Origin of the sequence: Microbacterium sp. R1, from assembly GCF_015159725.1 — a bacterium.
Lineage (GTDB): Bacteria > Actinomycetota > Actinomycetes > Actinomycetales > Microbacteriaceae > Microbacterium > Microbacterium oxydans.
Genome location: NZ_JADDUD010000001.1, coordinates 360,133 through 380,904 on the forward strand (window position 1 = coordinate 360,133; position 20,772 = coordinate 380,904).

Below are 20,772 nucleotides of genomic sequence, written 5' to 3' on the forward strand. Positions count from 1 at the left end.
GTGGACCTAAATATCCCCGGACGTGTGGCGGCGCTAGCCTGGCGGGATGGATGACGCGAGCACAGGATCGATCGCCCAACCCGGGTACGGCGTGGGCCCGTGGCCCGGAGGCGAGACGGCCTGGCCGGAGGGCGAGCAGTACGACCCTGAGCTCCTGGCGGCGGGGGACACCCGCAACGTGATCGACCGCTACCGCTACTGGCGGATGGAGGCGATCGTCGCCGACCTCGACACCCGGCGGCATCCGTTCCACGTCGCGATCGAGAACTGGCAGCACGACATGAACATCGGGTCGATCGTGCGCAGCGCCAATGCGTTCCTCGCCGACACCGTGCACATCATCGGTCGCCGCCGCTGGAACAAGCGCGGTGCGATGGTCACCGACCGCTACCAGCACGTCGTGCACCACGAAGACGTCGAGACGTTCGCCGCCTGGGCTGCGGCCGAAGGAGTCCCGATCATCGCGGTCGACAACGTCGAGGGAGCGGTACCCGTCGACAAGGCCGATCTGCCGCAGCGCTGCGTGCTGCTGTTCGGGCAGGAGGGTCCCGGCCTCTCGGCCGAGGCGCTCGCCGCTGCGTCCGCCCACATCGAGATCACCCAGTACGGATCCACGCGCTCGATCAACGCCAGCGCCGCGGCCGCCGTGATCATGTACGAGTGGTGCCGGAGACACGCGGCCTGAACCCGGCTCGTGTGATCGGTCAGCCGCGGTCGATGCCGAAGATGTGGCGATAGATCGCGCTCACGTCGCGATCGAGATGATCCATGCGCTCATGCACCGCCCGGATCTCCGTGCGCACGCCGGCGAACTCGCTGCCCGTCTCGGTGCGCACGCTCGCGAACTCGCTCCGGAACTCGGTGCGCACGCTCGCGAACTCGTTCCGCATCTCCGTGCGCACGCCATCGAACCCGTTCTGCATCGTGCGCAGGAACATCGTCGAGATCAGTGTGATCGTGCCGAACATCCCCGCGGCGAAGACGCCGATCAGAGTCCATACCTGTGGCTCCGTCATCCCCAACATCCCTTCAGTGTCCCTCGATCCTCGTCGAGGGCGCCAGGGGTCGGAGACGTAGTATTCCGCGGATTCCGGGCGTTGTGGAGAAGGCGTGATCGCCGGGTTCGGTGCAGTGTCAGGCTGTGGCGGAGAGCCAGCGCCCCGAGCGCACCCGCCAACCCAGAGTCCCGAGTCGCGCGAGCAGGTACACGCCGAAGAAGGCGACCGCGAGCCAGACGAGTCCCGCAGTGCCGTCGACCCCCGTCGCCGTGACGATCCACAGGGCGGGGAGGAACGGCACGAGGTTCAGGCCGCCGGCGATCGCGAGGTATCGGGCGTCGTTCGCGCCCATGAGCACCCCGTCGAGCACGAAGACCACACCGGCGATCGGCTGGGCGACGGCGAGCACGAGCAGCGCCGGTTGCACGAGGGAGGCGATCTCCGCTGATCCGGTGAAGACGATGCCGAGCACCCCCGACAGCGCGGCGATCAGCGCGCCGACGATCACGCCGAACCATGCGCCCCAAGCGACGGTGCGGGCCAGCACACGGTGCACCTGCTGCTCGTCTCCGGCTCCGAGTTCCTTGCCGATGAGCGCTTGCGCTGCGATCGCGAGGGCGTCGAGCGCGAACGCGGCGGCCGAGAAGATCGTGAAGACGATCTGCCATCCGGCCAGCTCGTCCGTGCCGATTCCGGTGGCGACGCCCACGGTCGCGAGCAGTGCGACGCGCAGGCTCACGGTGCGCAGGAACAGCCAGCCGCCCGATGTCGCGGTGCTGCGAAGACCCGCGCCCTGTGCGCGCAGCGAGGCGCTGTGCCGGGTGGCGAGACGACGGACGACCAGCACGTAGGCGGCGACCATCCCCCATTGCGCGGTCACGGTGCCGGCGGCGGAGCCCGCGATGCCCCAGCCGAGTCCGTAGATGAAGAGCCAGTTGAGCAGGGCGTTCGCGCCGAACCCGAGGCCCGCGATCCACAGCGGCGTCATGGTGTCCTGCATTCCGCGCAGGAGTCCGGTCGCGGCGAACACGATGAGCATGGCGGGAAGACCCCACATCGAGATCACGAGGTACTCGTTCGCCTGGGCGGCCACGGCTTCGCTGGCACCGAACAGCGAGACCAGCCACGGCGAGGAGACCGCTCCGATGACCGCGAGCACGGCGCCGAGCCCGAGGGCCAGCCACATGCCGTTGACTCCCACCGAGACGGCCTCTCCCGGCTGCCCCGCTCCGAAGCGCCGGGCGACGGCCGGCGTCGTGGAGTAGGCGAGGAAGACCATGAGTCCCACGATCGTCTGGAGCACGGCTCCTGCGATGCCGAGCCCGGCGAGCGGTGTGGTCCCGAGGTGCCCGACGAGCGCGGCATCCACGATCAGGAACGCGGGCTCCGCGATCAGCGCGCCGAGAGCGGGGATAGCCAGCCTCAGGATCTCTCGGTTGAGGGAGGCGCGCGCGGTCATCCTCCGAGCCTATGACCTGGCGCCGACCTCGCCCGCTGCCATGGACGTAGGGTGAAGGAGACCCGGATGTCACGGAGGTGCATCATGACGGACCCCAGAGACGCGGCGGCGCGGTACCTCGCACGCAGGAGCGAGCGTGCGGACGCCGACGCGAGCGCGGACGGCGACGCGAGCGAGGAGTCGGGGGCCGCACCGGGTTTCGCCGCTGCCGTCGATCCTGCGGCGTTCATCGAGACGGCGATCCAGGTGGCGATCCGTCGCGGAGAGTTCGACGATCTCCCCGGCGCGGGCAAGCCTCTCGAAGGGCTCGGGACCCACCACGATCCCGACTGGTGGATCCGCCGCAAGATCCAGACCGAGAACCTGACCGGCCTCGGGCCGCCCGCGATCCTGCTGCGCACCGAGGACAGGGAGTTGGACGACCAGCTCGACCTGCTCGGGCGCGAGTCCGATGTGCGCGACGTGCTGGAGGACTTCAACCGTCGCGTGCGGGAGGCGCGTCGCCAGCTTCAGGGCGGTCCGCCGGTCGTGACACCCCTCCGTGACGTGGATCACGAGGTGGCCGCCTGGGCCGAGCGCCGTGCCGCACGCCCGGCCCCCGCCCCTGCCGAGCAGCCGCGTCGCCGACGCTTCCGCGCGCGACGACGCGACTGACCCGGACGCCCGCCCCTCCGCGACGCGATCCGGTCCCCTCTCGGCAGGTTCAGCCCTCCCGTCGCTTCAGCCCTCCCACAGGCCTGAAGCCGTCTCGGTGCCTTGTGCGCGACGCGCACGAAGCCATCCATCCACTCCGAGCCGTGCAGCGGCCGGGACGAGGAGCACGACGGCGGAGAGCATGACCATCGCCGGATACTGGGCGATCAGCTGATCGGCGCTCCAGTAGAGCATCAGTGTTCCGATCGACAGGAAGGCGGTGATCCTGGTCAGCAGGCCCGCGACCAGCAGCACGCCGAGGGCGACCTCGAGGGCGGGCATCACCACGCCGAACAGCTCGGGCGCCGTCCCCATGAACGACCCGAGCGGGGCGAAGAACCACGGCACCCGAGGGTTCCCCTCCGTGCTCTGTGCCACCAGCTCGATGTCGGCCGCCCCGAACCCCGCGCGGTACTTGAGGATGCCCTCGATCAGCCAGAGCACCCCGACCGCCACCCTGGCCCCGCCGCCGAGCAGCGAGAGGACCAGGGCGCGTGCCGGCCGCGCTCCGCTCATGAGAGCTCGGCTGCCCCGAACACGGCCTTCGCCTTGTCGCAGTGGATCACGACGTAGGAGTACTCGGACGTGTCGATGCCGTCGAGGGCGAAGGTCTGCGTCGTGGTGTCGAACGAGACCGCATCGACGAGCATGCCGGCGGAGACCGCGGCCTCGTCGGTGCCGTTCGTGAGGTAGACGTGCAGGTCGGGTCCCTCGTCGGAGGAGAACCCGGACAGGGCGATCTCGTCGTCGGACACGGTCACGGTGCCCGAAACCTTCTTCTCGTTCAGACCCATGAAAGTGCCGGTCTTCTCGGACATCTTCATCTCGGTCGTCGACGTGCCGGGATCCGCGCTCTGCGACGCCGACGACGAGGGCTTGGTGTCCTCGGTGGTGGCGGGGGAGCTGCACGCCGCGAGGGCGAGAGCGAGGGTGACGGCCGCGGTGGCGGCGAAGGCGGTCTTGCGCATGAGGTTCTCCTGTTCACGGTGTGTGCGACTGTGTGTCCGGAGCGACGGAGGCCGCGGCGGATCGCACTTCGAAGAACGCTACGAACGCGCGGAGGGCGATGGGGGAGACCTTTCAGAACCGTAAGGAACCGCCCGACGGCGCTGAGCCCGCGACTAGTGTCGACCCCATGCAGCAGGAGACCCCCAGGGGGCAGGAGGCACCCGGGCAGCAGACGACCGAGGTGGTGGTCGTCGAGGACGACCCCACCGTCAGAGCGGCCGTCGGCGCGTACCTGCGGGCCAACGGCTACGAGGTGTCGAGTTTCGGAGACGGCGTCTCGGCGCGCACAGCCCTGCGCGAGAGGACGCCGGACGTGGTGATCGTCGACCGCATGCTGCCGGGGATCAGCGGGGACGAGCTCTGCCGCGACCTGCGCTCTTTCTCCGATGTGCCGATCATGATGCTGACCGCTCTCGGGCAGGTGGACGACCGCATCGAAGGGTTCGAGTTCGGCGTCGACGACTACCTTGCCAAGCCCTTCTCGCTGCGGGAGCTGTCGATGCGCGTCGGCGCCCTGGTCCGCCGCGCGCAGGCCGTCCAGGCCGCGGCGGGCGAGGTGCGCGCCGGAGTGTTCGCGATCGATCCGCTGCGTCGCCGTGTCTGGGTGCGTGGCGAGGAGATCGCCCTCACCGGCCGCGAGTACGATCTGCTGCTCTTCCTCGCGCGCAACGAGGGGCGAGCACTCGAGCGGGAGGAGATCCTGCGCGAGGCGTGGGGGTGGAGCTTCGGCGAGGCATCGACCGTCACGGTGCATGTGCGCCGGCTCCGGGAGAAGATCGAACAGGATCCGCGCGACCCCGTCCACCTGCGCACGGAGTGGGGCGTCGGCTACCGGTTCTCGACCGACGGGGACCGATCATGATCGTGCTCGCCGCACCCGATGTGCTGCTGATCGTGCTGACGTGCCTGCTGGCGGCCGTGGTCGTCGCGGCGCTCACCCTCGCCCTGTTGCGAATGCTCCGGCGCCGGTCGGTCCGTGCGCAGCTCATGCTGGTCGCCAGCGCAGGGGTCGTCACGATGGCGGCTTCGGTCGTCGCGATCGCGGTGGAGATGTACATCTCCACACACGACCTCACGGTGCTGCTCGCCGTGATCGGGGTGTCCCTCGTCCTGGGGCTGGCGACCGCCTGGGTCGCGGCGAGAGCGATGAGGGCGTCGTTCGACCGTTTCTCGGCATCGCTCGAGGAGATGGGCCGCGGCGGAGTGATCGTCGCGGGAGCCGGCGGATCCCGCGAACTGGACGGCCTGTCGATGCAGCTGGCCGAGGTCTCGGCGAAGGTGGATGCCGCCAACGCCGAGCTGGAGCGTCTCGATTCGGCCCGGCGGCGCTTCTTCGCCTGGATCTCTCACGACCTCCGCACTCCCCTGACGGCGGTGCGCGCGCTCGCCGAGTCGATCGAGGACGGGGCTGCCGACGCACCGGAGCGCTTCGCCGGGCAGGTGCGGGCGCAGGTGGAGACGATGAGCCGCATGGTCGACGAGCTGTTCGAGCTGTCGAAGCTGACGTCCGGCGCCGTGCAGCTGCAGACGCAGCAGGTCGAGCTGCTCGATGTGGTCTCCGACGCGGTCGCCGACGTCGCGGTCGCGGCTGCCGCACACGACGTGCGCATCGTCGAGCGCGGGGTGGGTGGGCACGTGCTCTGGGCCGACCCGCATCAGCTCGGGCGCATCATCGTCAATCTGCTGACGAACGCGATCCGGCACGCGCCACGCGGCACGGAGATCGTCATCTCCGCCACCGAGGCGGACCGGAACAGACTCGTGCTCGGCATCCTCGATCACGGAGCCGGAGTTGCGGTGGAAGACCTCGACCGCATGTTTGACGTGGGCTGGCGCGAGGACGCCGCCCGCACCTCGGCCGGCGATCAGGGCGGTGTCGCCTCCGGAGCGGGGCTCGGACTGTCGATCGCCCGCGGCCTCGCCCGTGCCCACGGCGGCGAGGTGTTCGCCGAGCGCACCGACGAGGGATTCCGCATGAACGTGCTCCTGCCGTTCGGGGGAGGCGGGTCATAGGCTGGAGCGCATGACTGACGTTCTTCCCGTGGGCCTCGCCCTTGATGAGTTCAGCTCCGACATCCGCCCCCAGGACGACCTGTATCGCCACGTGAACGGCGCCTGGCTCGCCCGTACCGAGATCCCGGGCGACAAGGCGCGCTGGGGCTCGTTCCACCTTCTCGCCGAGCAGGCGGAGAAGGATGTGCGCGCCATCATCGAGGAGTCGCAGGACGCCGCGGAAGGCACGCTCGCCCGCAAGATCGGCGACCTGTTCGCGAGCTTCATGGACACCGAGCGCATCGATGCCGCCGGTGTCGCCCCGCTCGCCGAGACGCTCGCCGAGATCGATGCGATCGCCGACGTTCCGACGTTCCTGCGCACGGTGGGCGCCTACGACCGCGACGGCCGCGCCTCGATCATCGGTCTCTACGTCGACGGCGACCCCGGCAACCCCGAGCGCTACCTCCCCGTGCTCGTGCAGGCGGGTCTGTCGCTTCCCGACGAGAGCTACTTCCGGCTCGACACCTTCGCCGACACGAGGACCGCGTACCGCGCGCACCTCGAGCGTCTGCTGACCCTGGCCGGCGTGGGCGATGCCGCGGCGAACGCCGACCGCGCGATCGCTCTCGAGACCGAGTTGGCGGGCCACCACTGGGACAACGTGCGCAGCCGTGACGCCGTGGCGACGTACAACCTCAAGACCTGGGACGAGCTGCAGGCACTCGCGGGCGTCGACCTGGCTCCGTGGCGCGAGGCGGTCTCGCCGTCGAACCCCACCGCTTTCGACGAGGTCGTCGTCGCGCAGCCCAGCTTCTTCGAGGGGCTCGGTTCGCTGCTGACCCCCGAGCGGCTGGACGACTGGAAGGCCTGGCTGCGGGCGAAGGCCGTGCACGCCGCCGCCCCGTACCTGACCGACGACCTCGTGCAGGAGAACTTCTCGTTCTACGGCACCGAGCTCACCGGAGTGCCGACGATCCGGGAGCGCTGGAAGCGTGGCGTCTCGCTCACCGAGGGGGCGCTCGGCGAGGCCATCGGCAAGGTCTACGTCGAGCGGCACTACCCGCCGACGGCGAAGGCCGCCATGGACGAGCTGGTCGCGAACCTGATCGAGGCGTATCGGCGGAGCATCACCGACCTCGAGTGGATGACGGCCGAGACCCGCGAGCGCGCGCTCGCCAAGCTCGACTCGTTCACCCCGAAGATCGGGCATCCCGAGGTGTGGCGCGACTACTCCAGCCTCGAGATCGACAGGGGAGACCTGTTCGGCAACGTGCGCCGGGCGTCGATCTTCGAGCACGACCGCAACGTCGACAAGGTGGGCAAGCCCATCGATCGCGACGAGTGGCACATGCCGCCGCAGATGGTCAACGCGTACTACAACCCGTCGATGAACGAGATCGTCTTCCCCGCGGCCATCCTGCAGTACCCGTTCTTCGACGCAGGGCGTGACGCCGCGGCGAACTACGGCGGCATCGGCGCGGTCATCGGTCACGAGATCGGGCACGGCTTCGACGACCAGGGCAGCCGCTACGACGGCGATGGACGCCTGCAGGACTGGTGGACCGATGCCGACCGCTCGGCGTTCGAGGAGCGCACCAAGGCGCTCATCGCGCAGTACGACGCGCTCGTCCCGGAGGGCCTCGATGCCGAGCACCACGTGAACGGCGCGCTCACCATCGGCGAGAACATCGGCGACCTCGGCGGTCTCGGCATCGCGTTGAAAGCATACGAGCTGTCGCTGGACGGCCAGGAGGCCCCGATCATCGACGGGTACACGGGGGTGCAGCGCCTGCTGCTGTCATGGGCGCAGGTGTGGCAGCAGAAGAGCCGTGACGCCGAGACGCTGCGCCTGCTCACGATCGACCCGCACTCGCCCAACGAGTTCCGCTGCAACCAGATCGTGCGCAACATCGACGCCTTCTACGAGGCGTTCGGCGTGACCGAGTCCGACGCGCTGTGGTTGCCTGCGCCGTCGCGTGTGACCATCTGGTGACAGATCGTCGCACTCTGTGAATCATCCCCCGGCGGTGGGGTTACGATAGCCCTGCCGCCGGGGATCGCCTTCCCGCGGTATCCCGCACATCCACCCCCCTAAGGATCAGCGTGGGCGCTCTCGAGCCTGGTGAAGGCTTCCGCAACTCCTCGGCCCCCGAGTCTCTCGACGGTGCCCAGGAGGCCTCGGGTGCTGGGCGCCGTTCGCAGCGCACCAGTCGCCGGCTTCCGCGCCGCGCGGCGGCGGGACGACGCTCGTTCACGGCCACGTTCCGTGCGCTGGAGGGGCTGGTCGATTCCGGAGCGCAGGTCTCGGTGCACGTGGTCGACCTCGACAACCATGTGCATGTGCTGGCCGGCGACGACCACGTGACGATGCCGATCGCCGGTCTCGGCGTGGTGCCGCTTCTGATCGAGGTCGCTGCGGGCTTCCAGAGCGGTGCTCTCGATCCGTTCGAGATCGTCGAGCGCGAGAGTGTCGACGCCGTGGAGACCTCGGGGTTGTGGCGGCATCTGCACGCGCCGGCGCTGCCCCTGGAAGACCTCGCGGTGATGGCGGCGACCGCGGGCGATCCGATCGCGGTGAACGCCCTGCTGCAGCGGGTGGGGCATGATCGCGTGCGTGAGCGCATCGAGTCCCTCGGACTGCGCCGCACGGCTCTGCTCGATCGCTTCCGCGACCGCCGCGGCCCCGACGACGCCCCGCAGGTGGCCGTGGGGTCGGCGCGCGAGCTCGCCGGGCTGTTCTCCGCCCTCGTGAACTCGCAGGTGGTCGATGTCGCCGTCAGCGCACAGGTGTCCGAGTGGCTCAGCCTCAACCAGGATCTGAGTCTGGTCGCGGCCTCCACCGGCCTCGACCCTTTCGCACACGATCACGATGCGCACGGCCTGCTGTTCGTGAACAAGACCGGCAGGGATCGCGGAGTGCGGGCTGAAGCCGGCGTGCTGGCCGGGCCCCGAGCCGGTGTCGCGTACTCGCTCATCGTGTGCTTCGACGACCTCTCGATCACCCACCGTCTGCGCGCGCACGACGCCTTCCGCGTGCTCGGCGTCGAACTCATGGAGTACACGCACTGACGACGACGCGGGCGAGCTCACCCGCACCGCTAGCATCGGGGGATGCCTCGATCTGACTGGACCCCGCATCGTCGCGACGACGGCGAGCTGCTCGGGTGGATCCATCCCGAGGGTGAGGGCTGGGTGGCGGTCGACGTGCTCGGACGCCCCGCGTCGGTTCCCACCGAATGGCTCGACGCCGAAGCGGCACTCGAGGAGCACGGCATCGCCTGGCTCGCCGACCCCTGGATGCTCGAGGGCGAGGCGCTGTCGGACGGCGAGGCCGACCGTCCGCTCCGGGTGCGCATCCTCGAGGTGACCCCCGACGAAGACGGTTCGCCCGGTCGAATCGTCGTGAAGATCGACGACTTCGGCGACATGACGCGTCCGGCTGCTGCGCAGTTCGTCCTGGCATGGCCGATCCCGGACCGCCTCCGCCCGCCGCGCGCCGACGACCCCGACCCCCGCACGATCGCCGGCTGACGCCGACGCGTCTCAGCCCGGCAGCGAGGGGCGCTGCTCGGAGCTCCGCTGCTTCGGGATGAACAGCGACAGCACCACCGCGATGATGCCGGCGGCGATGGCGAGCCAGAAGCACACCTCGAAGGCAGCGCGTGTCGGGACGGCGACTCCGCCGACGTCGACGCTCATCGCGGCGAGGACACCGCCCATCACCGCCGAGGCGCTGGATGTGCCGACCGATCGGAACAGGGCGTTCAGTCCGTTGGAGGCTCCGGTCTCGTTCGCCGGGACCGAGCGCATGATGATCATCGGCATGGCCGCGAACGTGAACCCGATGCCCACTCCGATGAAGATGTTGGCCACGAAGATGTGCCACACCTCGGAAGACCACAGCAGCACGAAGACATAGGCGAGCACGATCGCGCCGGCACCGACCGTGAACAGCGGACGCGGTCCGACGGTGCGCTCGAGCCAGCCGGAGAGGGGCGAGATGACCATCATCACGAGACCGGCCGGCATGATCACGAGGGAGGCGGCGAGCATGTCGAGACCGAACCCCGCACCGCCGATCGTCGGCATCTCGAGCAGCTGTGGGAACGTGACGTTCGAGGCGAAGAGCGCGAAACCCATCCCGATCGCGGCGATGTTCGTGAACAGCACCGCGGGGCGGGCGGCGACACGCAGGTCGAGCAGCGGATCCTTCGTGCGCAGCTGATACCAGCCCCACACCAGCAGCACCACGAGTCCGCCGATGATGCAGGTGAGCGTCAGGGGAGACGTCCATCCCCATTGCGCACCCCGCGAGACGAAGAGCAGGATGCCCGTGAGACCGATCGCGAGTCCGATGGCTCCGATCACGTCGAGCCGCCCGGGAGAGCGCAGCACATCTTCGGGGATCACCGCCAGCACCAGGGCGAGGCCGACGACACCGAGTGCCGCGGCGAGCCAGAAGAGCATGTGCCAGTCGGCGTTCTGGGCGAGGAGTGCAGCCACGGGCATCCCGATCGCGCCGCCGACGCCCATCGTGGCGCTCATGAGGGCGACCGCGGTGCCCAGCCGTTCGGGAGGGAGCACGTCGCGCATGATCGCGATGCCGAGTGGGACGACGCCGGTCACCGCACCCTGCAGCGCGCGGCCGATGATCACGCCGACGATCGAGCCGGAGACGGCGGCGATCATGGACCCGAGGATCAGGATCGCGAGCAGGGCGATCACGACTCGACGCTTGCCGTACATGTCGCCGAGCCGGCCGGAGATCGGAGTGGCGACCGCGGCGACGAGCAGCGTGATCGTCACGACCCAGGTGGTGTCCTCACGGGAGGCGTTCAGCAGCTGCGGCAGCTCGGCCTGCAACGGCACGACCAGCGTGAACATGAACGACGAGCACAGCCCCGCGAAGGCGAGGACTGCGACGATCGCCCAACGGGGAGGAGTGCGGGAGAGACGCTTCCTCGCTCTGTCATCGCTCGCGCCCATCGGCTCAGGCTATCGCCGAATCCTCGTGCCGGATTCCTCGAACGGGCCGAGGAGGGGCAGACTGGGTGCGTGCGAACCATCCGTGATCTCGACACCGTTGAACTCATCCTCGACGCCCAGGGCCTGCTCGACTCCATCAGGGGTCCGCAGCGCGTGGTGGATGCCGGAACCCTGCGCGCCCTGCAGCAGTCGGGCAACTACGTCGTCGGCTTCTTCGACGGCGAGGGCGAAGACGAGCGCATGGTCGGCGCGTCCATCGCCTTCTTCGGCGAGCCGGCCCGACGTGCGATGCACTCCCACATCACCGCCCTGCTGCCCGAGTACCGCGGGCGGGGCTGGGGCCGCGAGCTCAAGGAGCATCAGCGACAGTGGGCGTTCTCCCGCGACGTCGGCCGCATCACGTGGGTGTTCGATCCGCTGGTGGCGCGCAATGCGCACTTCTTCTTCACGGTGCTGGGTGCCCGTGCCACCGGATACTCGGTCAACCGCTACGGCATCTTCGGCGGCGGTGACGCGGGCGACGAGAGCGACCGACTCGACGTCGAATGGGCACTCGCCGACATCGCCAAGCCCCCGGCCGACGACGCGGTCGTGGAGACCCTCGAGATCCCGGCCGACATCGAGGCGCTGCGCGTCTCCGATCCTGCGGCCGCCCACGAGTGGCGCCTGCGCCTGCGTGCGCAGATGGAGGGCCTGCTCGGCAGCGGCCTCCGGATCGCCGGGTACGACACCGAACGCGGCTACCTCTTCACGGCGTGATGCGGGATGCGCGGAGTGCTCAGCGCACCCCGCGCATCAGCTTCAGCACGGGCTTCACGCTGAGCAGCAGTCCGATGCCGACGACGATCGCGATGCCGCCGAGGATCGAGAAGAACGGCACCTCGTCGTCGGGGTTGTAGAACCGCACGAGCTCGCCTGAGATCGCCGTGCCGAGCGCGATCGACAGGAAGAACAGCGCGACCATCTGGGTGCGGAAGACGGTCGGTGCGAGCTTGGTGGCCGCCGACAGACCGACGGGGGAGATGAGCAGCTCCGCCACGGTGAACACGAAGAGGATCCCGACGATCGCGAGCAGCGGTGTGGAGTTCTCCCCGCCACCGGCGAACGGCAGGAAGAGCAGGAACGCCGACCCCATGATGATCGCCGCCAGGGCGAACTTGACCGGCGTCGAGGGCTGACGCTTACCCAGACGGGTCCAGATCGCCGCGAAGACGCCCGACAGGATGATGATGAAGACCGGGTTGATCGACTGCACCCACGACACGGGCATCTCCCAGCCGAACAGGTTCCGGTCCAGGCGCTGGTCGGAGTAGATCGTCAGCACCGTGAACTGCTGCTGGTACAGCGACCAGAACGCGACGCTGGTGATGAAGAGCGGCAGGAAGGCCCACACGCGCGAGCGTTCGGTGGCGTCGATCCGACGGCTGCCGAGGATCACCGAGAAGTAGGCGACGGCGGCGATGATCGTGACGCCGATAACCAGGGCGGCCAGGTTGTCCGGGCGGATCACCCCGGTCAGCACCAGGACGGCGATGACCACCACCGCGGCTCCGGCGATGACTCCGACCAGGAGGTACCGGGACTTCGGGAGCGGATTCGGCACCTCACGCGCTGAGGCGGGGAGCGACTTGCGGCCGAACGAGTACTGGATGAGTCCCAGCGTCATGCCGATGGCCGCGAGGCCGAAGCCGTAGTGGAAGCCCAGCGACGACTGCAGGATGCCGGTGAGGATCGGGCCCAGGAACGCGCCGAGGTTGATCCCGAGATAGAAGAGCGAGAAGCCCGCGTCGCGTCGAGGATCGTCTTCGCTGTAGAGAGTGCCGACGACGGACGACGCATTCGCCTTGAGTCCACCGGATCCGACGGCCACGAGCACGAGACCGACGCCCACACCGACCGCGCCGGGGAGCAGCGCGAGGGCGAGGTGTCCCGCGACGATGACCATCGCGCTGACGAACAGCACCCGCTCGGCGCCGAAGAGGCGATCCGCGAGCCAGGCTCCCAGGATCGTCGACAGGTAGACCGATCCTCCATAGGCGCCAACGATGCCGCCGGCGACCGCCTTGGGGATGCCGAGGCCGCCCTCGGTCACCTCGAAGTACAGGTAGATGAGCAGGATGCCCTGCATGCCGTAGAAGCTGAAGCGCTCCCACATCTCGACGCCGAAGATGTGCACCAGTGCCCACGGCTGCCCGAAGAAGCGGGTGTCGTCGTCGCGGGTCCGCGGTGTTCGCGCTGCAGTGCTCATCCCCAGGACGCTACTCCGGCGCAGCCGCGGAGGCCAGGGAGCGCGCGGGAACGACGGATAGAATGGGATGCCCGTGTTCGCGGGTTCTCCTCCCGCATCCGACCATTGGAGCCACCATGGCCGAACAGTCCCGCCTCGACAAGGTCATCGCCCTCGCCCGCCACCGCGGGTTCGTGTTCCAAGCGGGTGAGATCTACGGCGGTTCCCGGTCGGCCTGGGACTACGGCCCCCTGGGCACGGAGCTCAAGGAGAACATCCGCCGCCAGTGGTGGCAGACCTTCGTGCGGGGTCGCGGCGACATGGTGGGCCTGGACTCCAGCATCATCCTCCCCAAGCGCGTGTGGGAGGCGTCGGGCCATGTCGCGACCTTCACCGACCCGCTGGTCGAGTGCCTGCAGTGCCACAAGCGCTTCCGTGCCGACAACCTCATCGAGGACTTCGAGGCGCGCAAGGGCCGCAAGGCCGAGAACGGTCTGGCCGACATCCCCTGCCCGAACTGCGGCACCAAGGGGCAGTACACCGAGCCGAAGGCCTTCTCCGGTCTGGTGAAGACGTATCTCGGCGTGGTCGACGACGAGTCCGGCCTCTACTACCTGCGCCCCGAGACCGCGCAGGGCATCTTCGTGAACTTCTCGAACGTGCTCACCGCGAGCCGCAAGAAGCCTCCGTTCGGCATCGGCCAGGTCGGCAAGGCCTTCCGCAACGAGATCACTCCCGGCAACTTCATCTTCCGCACGCGCGAGTTCGAGCAGATGGAGATCGAGTTCTTCACGCCGCCGGCTGAGGCCCAGGAGTGGTTCGAGCACTGGGTCGAGGCCTGCTGGAACTGGTTCATCGACCTCGGCATCGATCCGGAGAACATGCGTCAGTTCGACGTGCCGGAAGACGACCGCGCGCACTACTCGGCCGGCACGATCGACGTCGAGTACAAGTTCGGCTTCGCGGGCAAGGAGTGGGGCGAGCTCATGGGCGTCGCCAACCGCACCGACTACGACCTCTCCAGCCACAGCGAGGCATCCGGCCAGAGCCTGACGTACTTCGACCAGGCGACGGGCGAGCGCTACACCCCGTACGTGATCGAGCCGTCGTTCGGCCTCACCCGCGCGATGATGGCCTTCCTGGTCGACGCCTACGTGGAGGAGCAGGTGCCCAACGCCAAGGGCGGTACCGACGTGCGCACCGTGCTCAAGCTCGACCCGCGTCTCGCACCGGTCAAGGCCGCGGTGCTGCCGCTGTCGCGCAACGAGAAGCTGTCGCCGCTCGCCCGCGAGGTCGCCGACACCCTCCGCAGCTCGTGGGCCGTCGACTTCGACGACGCGGGTGCCATCGGCCGCCGCTACCGTCGCCAGGACGAGATCGGCACCCCGTTCTGCGTCACGGTCGACTTCGACTCTCTCGACGACCGTGCGGTCACCGTGCGCGACCGCGACACCATGGCGCAGGAGCGCGTCTCGATCGACGAGCTGCACGCCTACCTCGCGGAGCGTTTGCGCGGCGCCTGAGCGCTCTCACCTCTCTCTCCCTCTCGCCCACCGCCGAGACCCATCCCCACCGCCGAGACCCATCGTGATCGGAGCACGTAGGAGTGGGTCTCGAAGGGGAGGGTGGGTTTCGATCCCCGTCATGATCCCGCCACGGCGCGCGCGTAGCGCTCGGAGAGGAGCTGCAGGCGGGGGAGCAGCTCGGGCGGACTCTCGACCGTGAAATCCATCATCAGCATCCCGATGTAGGCGGCGATGGTGTCGAGGCTGTCGGCACCGGTGACGAGGATGCAGTGCTCGTCGTCGACGGGTTCGACCATCCCGACCGCGGCGTGGATGCGGTCGAGCACGGCCTCCGCCGGCGCGTCGATGCGCAGTCGGGCGTGCACGATCCACCCGCTCACCGCGATGGTCCGCATCGCGAAGGCCGTGTAGTCGCCACCCGGGAGCGGTCGCGCGTCGAAGCGGCGGTGCGTCGGCATCCGCAGGTCCATCCAGTCGACCCGGTACGTTCCCCACTCGTCGGCGTCGGGGTCGCGTGCCACGAGGTACCAGCGCCGCACCCAGGTGAGCAGCCGATACGGCTCGACCAGCCGGGGAGCCCCCTCGTAGTCGAAGCGCAGCCACTCCTGGTCGCGGATGGCGCGCGCGATGGCCTGCAGCGACGCGGCGTCGACTTCGGGGTCGGGCGCGTCGGTGTCGTTGTTCTCCGGGGCGCGGTCGACGCTGGATCGGAGCGCGTCGACGGTGGGGCGCAGGTGCGACGGCAGCACCTGCTCCAGCTTGGCGAGCGCTCTCGCCCCCGACTCTTCGACCCCCGCGATGCCGGCGGCGGCGCGGAGTCCGACCGTGACCGCCACGGCCTCCTCATCGTCGAGGAGGAGCGGAGGGAGGGTGCCGCCCGCCCCGAGACGATATCCGCCGACGGATCCGCGCGTGGCATCGACGGGATACCCGAGTTCGCGCAGTCTCTCGATGTCGTGCCGCACGGTGCGCGAGGAGACACCGAGTCGGGCCGCGAGGTCGGTGCCGGAACGCCCGGGGCCGGTCTGCAACAGGGCCAGCAGCGCGAGCAGTCGAGCGGTCGGATCGGCCATCGGAACTCCTCGAAAAGTCATGCATCCATTAGGAACGAATCCAACCTAATGCGCTCCTATCTTCGAGCTATGGACAACACGACGCTCAGCTTCCGCCCCTTCACCGTCTCGGTCTCCGCTGCCGAGGTCGCCGATCTTCAGGATCGCCTCGCCCGCACCCGCCTTCCGCAGCCCTCGCCGACGGACGACTGGGATGCGGGCACCCCCAACTCCTACCTGCGTGAAGCCGTCGCCGCCTGGCGCGACTTCGACTGGGCAGCCGCTCAGGAGAGGATCAACGCCGTCCCGCACTTCACCACCGAGATCGACGGCCAGACGATCCATTTCCTCCACGTGCGTTCGGCTCACGAAGGTGCGACCCCGCTGCTGCTCGCCCACACCTACCCCGGCTCCTCGATCGACTACCTCGACCTGATCGATCGGCTGGTCGATCCCGTGGCGCACGGCGGTCGAGCCGAGGACGCGTTCGACCTCGTGATCCCGGATGCACCGGGCTACGGGTTCTCTCAGCCTCTGGCGTCGGCGGGGTGGACGACGGCGCGGGTCGCGGAGGCGTACGACCGCCTCATGCGCGGTCTCGGTTACGAGAGCTACGGCATCCACGGTTCCGACAACGGCGCCATGGTGGCTCGAGAGCTGGGCCTTCGGGAGCCCGAGGGCTTCCTCGGACTGCACGTGCTGCAGCTGTTCTCGTTCCCGTCGGGCGACCCCGCGGAGTTCGAGAAGCTCGAGCCTGCGGACTACGCCGGCCTGGAGCACATGCAGTGGTTCCAGTCCGTCGGCGGCTACAACGCGATGAACTCGTCGCGTCCGCAGACAGTCTCGGTCGGGATCAGCGATTCCCCGGTGGGGCTGCTGGCCTACAGCGAGCTGTTCAACTCGTTCGGCAACGGTACGTCCTTGGTGCCGCTGGAGAAGATCCTGCTCGAAGTCAGCGTGAACTGGTTCGCGAACGCGGCATCGGGCATGAGCCGCAGCTACCTCGAGAACGCCAGGTCGGATGCCGCTGCTGCTGCCGAGGGCGTAGAGCCGCAGATCAACGCCGCGCGCACCGGGGTCGCGGTGTTCGCGGATGACTTCCAGACGATCCGGGTGTTCGCCGAGCGCGACAACTCGAACATCGTGCACTGGAGCCGCTTCGACGAGGGCGGGCACTTCGCCGCCCTGGAGCGCCCCGACCTGCTGGCGGGCGACATCCGCGCGTTCTTCGCCCCGCAGCACTGACTCCTGTCACGTCGGGCCAGACCCACGCTCCTCGCCGAGACCCATCCGCGCAAACGCTGTTGCGGATGGGTCTCGGCGCGCAGCATGGGTCTCGAACCTCGAACCTCGAACCTCGCGAGCATGCTCGTGGCGCGACTCTTCGCCCGGACTCAGCCCGTGACCGTGAGGCGCACGCCCTCGCTGCCGCCGGCCTCGACCCAGGCCAGCGAGCGCTCCAGGATGCCGCGCAGCACGTCCAGATCGACCTGCTCCAGGTCTTTGATGTACAGGCAGCCGACACCGGTCGTGTGGGGGCCGAGTTCCGCCAGAGCTTCGGTGTGCGCGTCCACTCCGTCGAACAGGTAGATCGTCGTCGCGGCCTTGCGCGGGGCGAAGCCGAGCAGCCCGCTGTCGCCCTCCGTGCCGGTGGGGTAGCGGTAGTGGCAGGAGCCGAATCCGATGATGGTGCCCCAGGTCTGCGGCTCGCGACCGGTGATCTCCTGCATGAGCGCGGTCAGCGTCTCGGCGTCCCTGCGGCGCACTGCGGGGGAGGAGCGGGCGATGAGCCCGGCGACGTCATCCCCCGTCGGCTTCACTTCGTGGCCTTCGCCGCCGCCTTCATGGCCTTCTTGTGCTCGCGCACCTTGGCGAGGGAGTCGGGCGAGACGATGTCGGCCACGCTGCGGTACGACCCGTCCTCGCCGTAGGGGGCTGACGCCTCGCGCCAGCCCTCGCCGGTGAAGCCGTACTGCTTGCCGAGGAGGGCGAGGAAGATCTTGGCCTTCTGCTCTCCGAACCCGGGGAGTGCCTTGAGCCGCTTGAGCACCTCGGGTCCCGACGGGTCGCCCTGGGTCCACAGCGCGGCCGCGTCGCCGCCCCAGTCGTCGATCAGGGTCTGGCACAGCGTCTGAACGCGCGTCGCCATCGACCCGGGGAACCGGTGCACGGCGGGGGTCTGCTTGAAGGCCTCGAGGAACTCGTCCGGCGCCATGCCGGCGATGGTGGCGGCATCAGCCGCTCCGGTGCGCTGCTCGATCTTGAGCGGACCGGCGAACGCGGTCTCCATCGGCACCTGCTGGTCGAGCAGCATCCCCACCAGCAGAGCCAGCGGGTTGTCGGTCAGCAGCTCGTCGGCGGCGGTGTCTCCGGTGATGTGAAGGGCCATGCCTCCAGTCTGCCACCGCGTGGGCTGAGCGTGTCAGGCGCTGGCGGCGTCGTCCACGGAGCCGGCCTCCGGCGCGATGCCGTACAGGGCGGCCAGCGCGGCGGTGAACTCGTCGGCGCGGCCCGCGGCGGCGAGTTCGTGCGCACGCACCGTCGGGGTGTGCAGCAGCACGCCGGAGAGGTGTCGCAGGGCCTGCTCGACCTTGCCGTCCTCGTCGCCGCGTGCGCGGGCCCGGGCGATCTCCCGCTCGAGCAGCTCGAAGATGTGCGAGCGGAAGGCCACGACCGACGGGGTCACGCTCTGGCGCGCGCCCACCACGTGGAAGGTCTCGGCGGCCTCGCGGACGACGCTGCGAGCGGCATCCGTCGCCTGCAGCTCTTCGAGGGGCGCGTGCAGTCGGATGGTCTCGAGGTCGAGCAGTGCGACGCCCTCGAGCGACGCGACGGCGGGGTCGACGTTGCGGGGCATGCCGAGGTCGACCACGAGCTGACCGTGCGTGCCGACGGGGCAGCCCGCCGCGGCGGGGCCGGTCGGCAGCTGCAGGTGCTCAGGGCCGAGGACCGGTTCCGTGGCGGTGGTGCAGGTGATGAGAAGGCTCGACCGTGCCGCGGTGCGGGCGTACGCGTCGGCGGTGATCGGCCGGATGCCGTGCTTCGCGGCGAAGACCTCGGCACGGCCGGAGGGCGAGTACACCGAGATGTTCACGGCGCCGCGCTCGCGGAGCGTCGCGAGGGTGACGGCCGCGTAGGCGCCGGTTCCGACCAGCAGCACACGCTCCGCCGACCAGTCGGCGATGCGGCTGTCGGCGAGTTCGAGCGCGAGGCGCACCAGCGAACGACCGGCGCGGCCGAGGGCGGTCACGTTCTTGACCTTGCGCTGAGCCTGGCTGGCGCGCTGGAAGAGGCGCTCGAGCTCGGGCGAGGTGGTGCCGTCCTTGCGAGCGGACTTGAGGGCGCGGCGCACCTGACCGGCGATCTCGCCCTCTCCGGAGACGACGGACTCGAGCCCGGATGCCACGGAGAACAGGTGCTCGGCGACGCGGCGTCCGGCGTGGACGGTGTAGGCGCCGTCGAGGTCGGCGGCGGGGATGCCGGTGGCGGACTCGACCGCTTCGATCACGGCTTCGACGCCGATGGCGCCTGCGGCGGTGACCGGTTCGTCCATTTCCACGTACGCCTCGAAGCGGTTGCACGTCGCCAGCACGACCGCACCCTGCACACACGGCGTCATGCCCACGATGGTGGGAGCGACGTCGTCGGGGGTGCGGCTCAGGCGTTCGAGCAATTCGAAGGAGGCGGTCTTGTGACTCGCCGTGACACACAGCAGCACAGATCGATTGTACCGGAGCGTCTGCGGGCGAAGGGTCGGCAGCTCGAACTCGGCGGCTCCATAAGGGGTGGATGGGAGGATGGGAGTATGGCCCTCTCCGATGCCCCGCTCCTGCGCGCCCTCGCCGGCGACCGTCCCGCACACGCCCCCGTGTGGTTCATGCGGCAGGCCGGCCGCTCCCTCCCGGAGTACCGTGAGCTGCGTGTGGGCACCCGGATGCTCGACGCCTGCCTGACTCCCGACCTCGCCGCGGAGATCACCCTGCAGCCGGTGCGCCGACACGGTGTGGACGCGGCGGTCTTCTTCAGCGACATCGTCATCCCGCTGCGTCTCGCCGGGGTCGAGGTGGAGATCGAGCCGGGTCGCGGTCCGGTGTTCGCGAACCCGGTGCGCACGGCGGCCGACGTCGAGCGCGTCACCGCGATCGATCCGGACGATCTGGACGGCACGGCCATCGCCGAGGCCGTGCGGCTCGTCACGGCCGAGCTCGGCGACACCCCGCTGATCGGATTCGCGGGCGCCCCGTTCACCCTCGCCGCCTACCTCGTCGAGGGTGGGCCCTCCAAGGAGCACCTGCGGGCCAGGGCCATGATGCATTCCGACCCGGAGTCGTGGAACCGCCTCGCGGGCTGGTTGGCGCGTGTCTCCCGTCGCTTCCTCGAGACCCAGCGCGACGCCGGGGCATCCGTCGTCCAGCTCTTCGACAGCTGGGCCGGTTCCCTCAGCACGGCGGACTACCGCGCCTTCGTTGCCCCGCACTCGCACGCCGCCCTGTCCGGCATCGGCCTGCCGACGATCCACTTCGGGGTCGGGACAGGTCCCTTCCTCGCCGACATGCGCCTCGACGGTGTGGCCGACGGCGTGGGTGTCGACTGGCGGCTGCCCCTCGACGAGGCCGCTGCGATCCTGGGGCCGGATGTCACGGTGCAGGGCAACATCGACCCCGCGCTGCTCTCCGCACCGTGGCCGGTCCTGGAGGCCCATGTGCGCGACGTCGTCGAGCGGGGTCGCGCGGCGCGCGGGCACATCCTGAACCTCGGCCACGGCGTGCCGCCGGAGACCGACCCGGATCAGCTCACCCGCATCGTCGAGCTGGCGCACACGATCTGA

General features: G+C 69.4%; 21 protein-coding genes. 11 read left to right on the forward strand and 10 right to left on the reverse strand.

The window, feature by feature from the left end; genetic code table 11:
• The first annotated feature begins 46 nt into the window (after positions 1 to 46).
• Positions 47 to 685: a TrmH family RNA methyltransferase gene (locus ILP86_RS01700; RefSeq protein WP_113680366.1), complete on the forward strand. Its 639-nt coding sequence runs from the start codon at positions 47 to 49 to the stop codon at positions 683 to 685.
• 19 nt (positions 686 to 704) lie between these two features.
• Here ILP86_RS01700 and ILP86_RS01705 read toward each other — a convergent pair whose 3' ends face one another.
• Together ILP86_RS01705 and ILP86_RS01710 are read right to left on the reverse strand one after the other, a co-directional pair.
• Positions 705 to 1,016 carry a hypothetical protein gene (locus ILP86_RS01705; protein WP_113680365.1) on the reverse strand — a complete coding sequence of 104 codons (312 nt, stop codon included), beginning with the start codon at positions 1,014 to 1,016 and terminating at the stop codon, positions 705 to 707.
• A 118-nt stretch (positions 1,017 to 1,134) separates the two neighbouring features.
• Complete coding sequence (locus tag ILP86_RS01710; RefSeq protein WP_058631709.1) at positions 1,135 to 2,457, reverse strand: MATE family efflux transporter; 1,323 nt, start codon at positions 2,455 to 2,457, stop codon at positions 1,135 to 1,137.
• Positions 2,458 to 2,541: 84 nt separating this feature from the next.
• Here ILP86_RS01710 and ILP86_RS01715 point away from each other — a divergent pair, with 84 nt between their 5' ends.
• Entirely contained in the window at positions 2,542 to 3,111 is a 570-nt protein-coding gene (locus ILP86_RS01715) for a DUF1992 domain-containing protein (protein WP_227750891.1), read from the forward strand.
• 66 nt (positions 3,112 to 3,177) lie between these two features.
• Here the strand turns inward: ILP86_RS01715 and ILP86_RS01720 are convergent, their stop codons facing one another.
• A complete protein-coding gene (locus tag ILP86_RS01720) occupies positions 3,178 to 3,666 on the reverse strand; it encodes a DoxX family membrane protein (protein WP_113680646.1) in 489 nt (162 codons plus the stop codon).
• The gene (locus ILP86_RS01725; protein ID WP_113680645.1) at positions 3,663 to 4,118 is read right to left on the reverse strand and encodes a DM13 domain-containing protein; all 456 of its coding nucleotides are present in this window, start codon (positions 4,116 to 4,118) and stop codon (positions 3,663 to 3,665) included. Before ILP86_RS01725 ends, ILP86_RS01720 begins: the two co-directional genes overlap by 4 nt.
• Positions 4,119 to 4,285: 167 nt before the next feature.
• Here ILP86_RS01725 and ILP86_RS01730 point away from each other — a divergent pair, with 167 nt between their 5' ends.
• From ILP86_RS01730 to ILP86_RS01750, 5 genes are all read left to right on the forward strand, one after another.
• A complete protein-coding gene (locus ILP86_RS01730) occupies positions 4,286 to 5,020 on the forward strand; it encodes a response regulator transcription factor (protein WP_193761234.1) in 735 nt (244 codons plus the stop codon).
• A complete protein-coding gene (locus tag ILP86_RS01735; RefSeq protein ID WP_082738548.1) occupies positions 5,017 to 6,171 on the forward strand; it encodes a sensor histidine kinase KdpD in 1,155 nt (384 codons plus the stop codon). The genes ILP86_RS01730 and ILP86_RS01735 overlap by 4 nt, the downstream gene beginning before the upstream one ends.
• Positions 6,172 to 6,181: 10 nt before the next feature.
• Complete coding sequence (locus ILP86_RS01740; RefSeq protein ID WP_193761235.1) at positions 6,182 to 8,146, forward strand: M13 family metallopeptidase; 1,965 nt, start codon at positions 6,182 to 6,184, stop codon at positions 8,144 to 8,146.
• 110 nt (positions 8,147 to 8,256) lie between these two features.
• A complete protein-coding gene (locus ILP86_RS01745) occupies positions 8,257 to 9,222 on the forward strand; it encodes a serine hydrolase (RefSeq protein ID WP_193761236.1) in 966 nt (321 codons plus the stop codon).
• Positions 9,223 to 9,264: 42 nt separating this feature from the next.
• The gene (locus tag ILP86_RS01750; protein WP_046747476.1) at positions 9,265 to 9,684 is read left to right on the forward strand and encodes a hypothetical protein; all 420 of its coding nucleotides are present in this window, start codon (positions 9,265 to 9,267) and stop codon (positions 9,682 to 9,684) included.
• A 12-nt stretch (positions 9,685 to 9,696) separates the two neighbouring features.
• Here ILP86_RS01750 and ILP86_RS01755 read toward each other — a convergent pair whose 3' ends face one another.
• Positions 9,697 to 11,139 (reverse strand): MFS transporter, encoded by a 1,443-nt coding sequence (locus tag ILP86_RS01755; RefSeq protein WP_179515758.1) that lies wholly within the window; start codon positions 11,137 to 11,139, stop codon positions 9,697 to 9,699.
• A gap of 69 nt (positions 11,140 to 11,208) precedes the next feature.
• On the opposite strand from ILP86_RS01755, the gene ILP86_RS01760 reads away from it, so the two are divergent.
• Positions 11,209 to 11,898 carry a GNAT family N-acetyltransferase gene (locus ILP86_RS01760; protein WP_058631699.1) on the forward strand — a complete coding sequence of 230 codons (690 nt, stop codon included), beginning with the start codon at positions 11,209 to 11,211 and terminating at the stop codon, positions 11,896 to 11,898.
• A gap of 19 nt (positions 11,899 to 11,917) precedes the next feature.
• Here the strand turns inward: ILP86_RS01760 and ILP86_RS01765 are convergent, their stop codons facing one another.
• Positions 11,918 to 13,387, reverse strand: coding sequence for a peptide MFS transporter (locus tag ILP86_RS01765; protein WP_058631698.1), 1,470 nt, complete (start codon positions 13,385 to 13,387; stop codon positions 11,918 to 11,920).
• A 116-nt stretch (positions 13,388 to 13,503) separates the two neighbouring features.
• Here ILP86_RS01765 and ILP86_RS01770 point away from each other — a divergent pair, with 116 nt between their 5' ends.
• Positions 13,504 to 14,889 (forward strand): glycine--tRNA ligase, encoded by a 1,386-nt coding sequence (locus ILP86_RS01770; RefSeq protein WP_046747479.1) that lies wholly within the window; start codon positions 13,504 to 13,506, stop codon positions 14,887 to 14,889.
• A 119-nt stretch (positions 14,890 to 15,008) separates the two neighbouring features.
• On the opposite strand, the gene ILP86_RS01775 is transcribed toward ILP86_RS01770, so the two are convergent.
• A complete protein-coding gene (locus tag ILP86_RS01775; RefSeq protein ID WP_193761237.1) occupies positions 15,009 to 15,965 on the reverse strand; it encodes a YafY family protein in 957 nt (318 codons plus the stop codon).
• Between the two features lie 69 nt (positions 15,966 to 16,034).
• Between ILP86_RS01775 and ILP86_RS01780 the strand changes: the two genes are divergently transcribed.
• Positions 16,035 to 17,189 carry an epoxide hydrolase family protein gene (locus ILP86_RS01780; protein WP_193761238.1) on the forward strand — a complete coding sequence of 385 codons (1,155 nt, stop codon included), beginning with the start codon at positions 16,035 to 16,037 and terminating at the stop codon, positions 17,187 to 17,189.
• 149 nt (positions 17,190 to 17,338) lie between these two features.
• On the opposite strand, the gene ILP86_RS01785 is transcribed toward ILP86_RS01780, so the two are convergent.
• Genes ILP86_RS01785 through ILP86_RS01795 form a run of 3 tightly spaced genes read right to left on the reverse strand, consistent with a single transcriptional unit; the run spans position 17,339 to position 19,662 of the window.
• On the reverse strand, positions 17,339 to 17,764 hold the full coding sequence (locus ILP86_RS01785) for a DUF1801 domain-containing protein (RefSeq protein WP_061017816.1): 426 nt from the start codon (positions 17,762 to 17,764) through the stop codon (positions 17,339 to 17,341).
• Positions 17,761 to 18,333 (reverse strand): HhH-GPD-type base excision DNA repair protein, encoded by a 573-nt coding sequence (locus ILP86_RS01790; protein WP_193761239.1) that lies wholly within the window; start codon positions 18,331 to 18,333, stop codon positions 17,761 to 17,763. Before ILP86_RS01790 ends, ILP86_RS01785 begins: the two co-directional genes overlap by 4 nt.
• A gap of 33 nt (positions 18,334 to 18,366) precedes the next feature.
• Positions 18,367 to 19,662: a glutamyl-tRNA reductase gene (locus ILP86_RS01795; RefSeq protein WP_193761240.1), complete on the reverse strand. Its 1,296-nt coding sequence runs from the start codon at positions 19,660 to 19,662 to the stop codon at positions 18,367 to 18,369.
• Between the two features lie 87 nt (positions 19,663 to 19,749).
• Between ILP86_RS01795 and hemE the strand changes: the two genes are divergently transcribed.
• Positions 19,750 to 20,772, forward strand: a complete 1,023-nt coding sequence (hemE, locus tag ILP86_RS01800; protein WP_046747485.1) for a uroporphyrinogen decarboxylase — start codon at positions 19,750 to 19,752, stop codon at positions 20,770 to 20,772.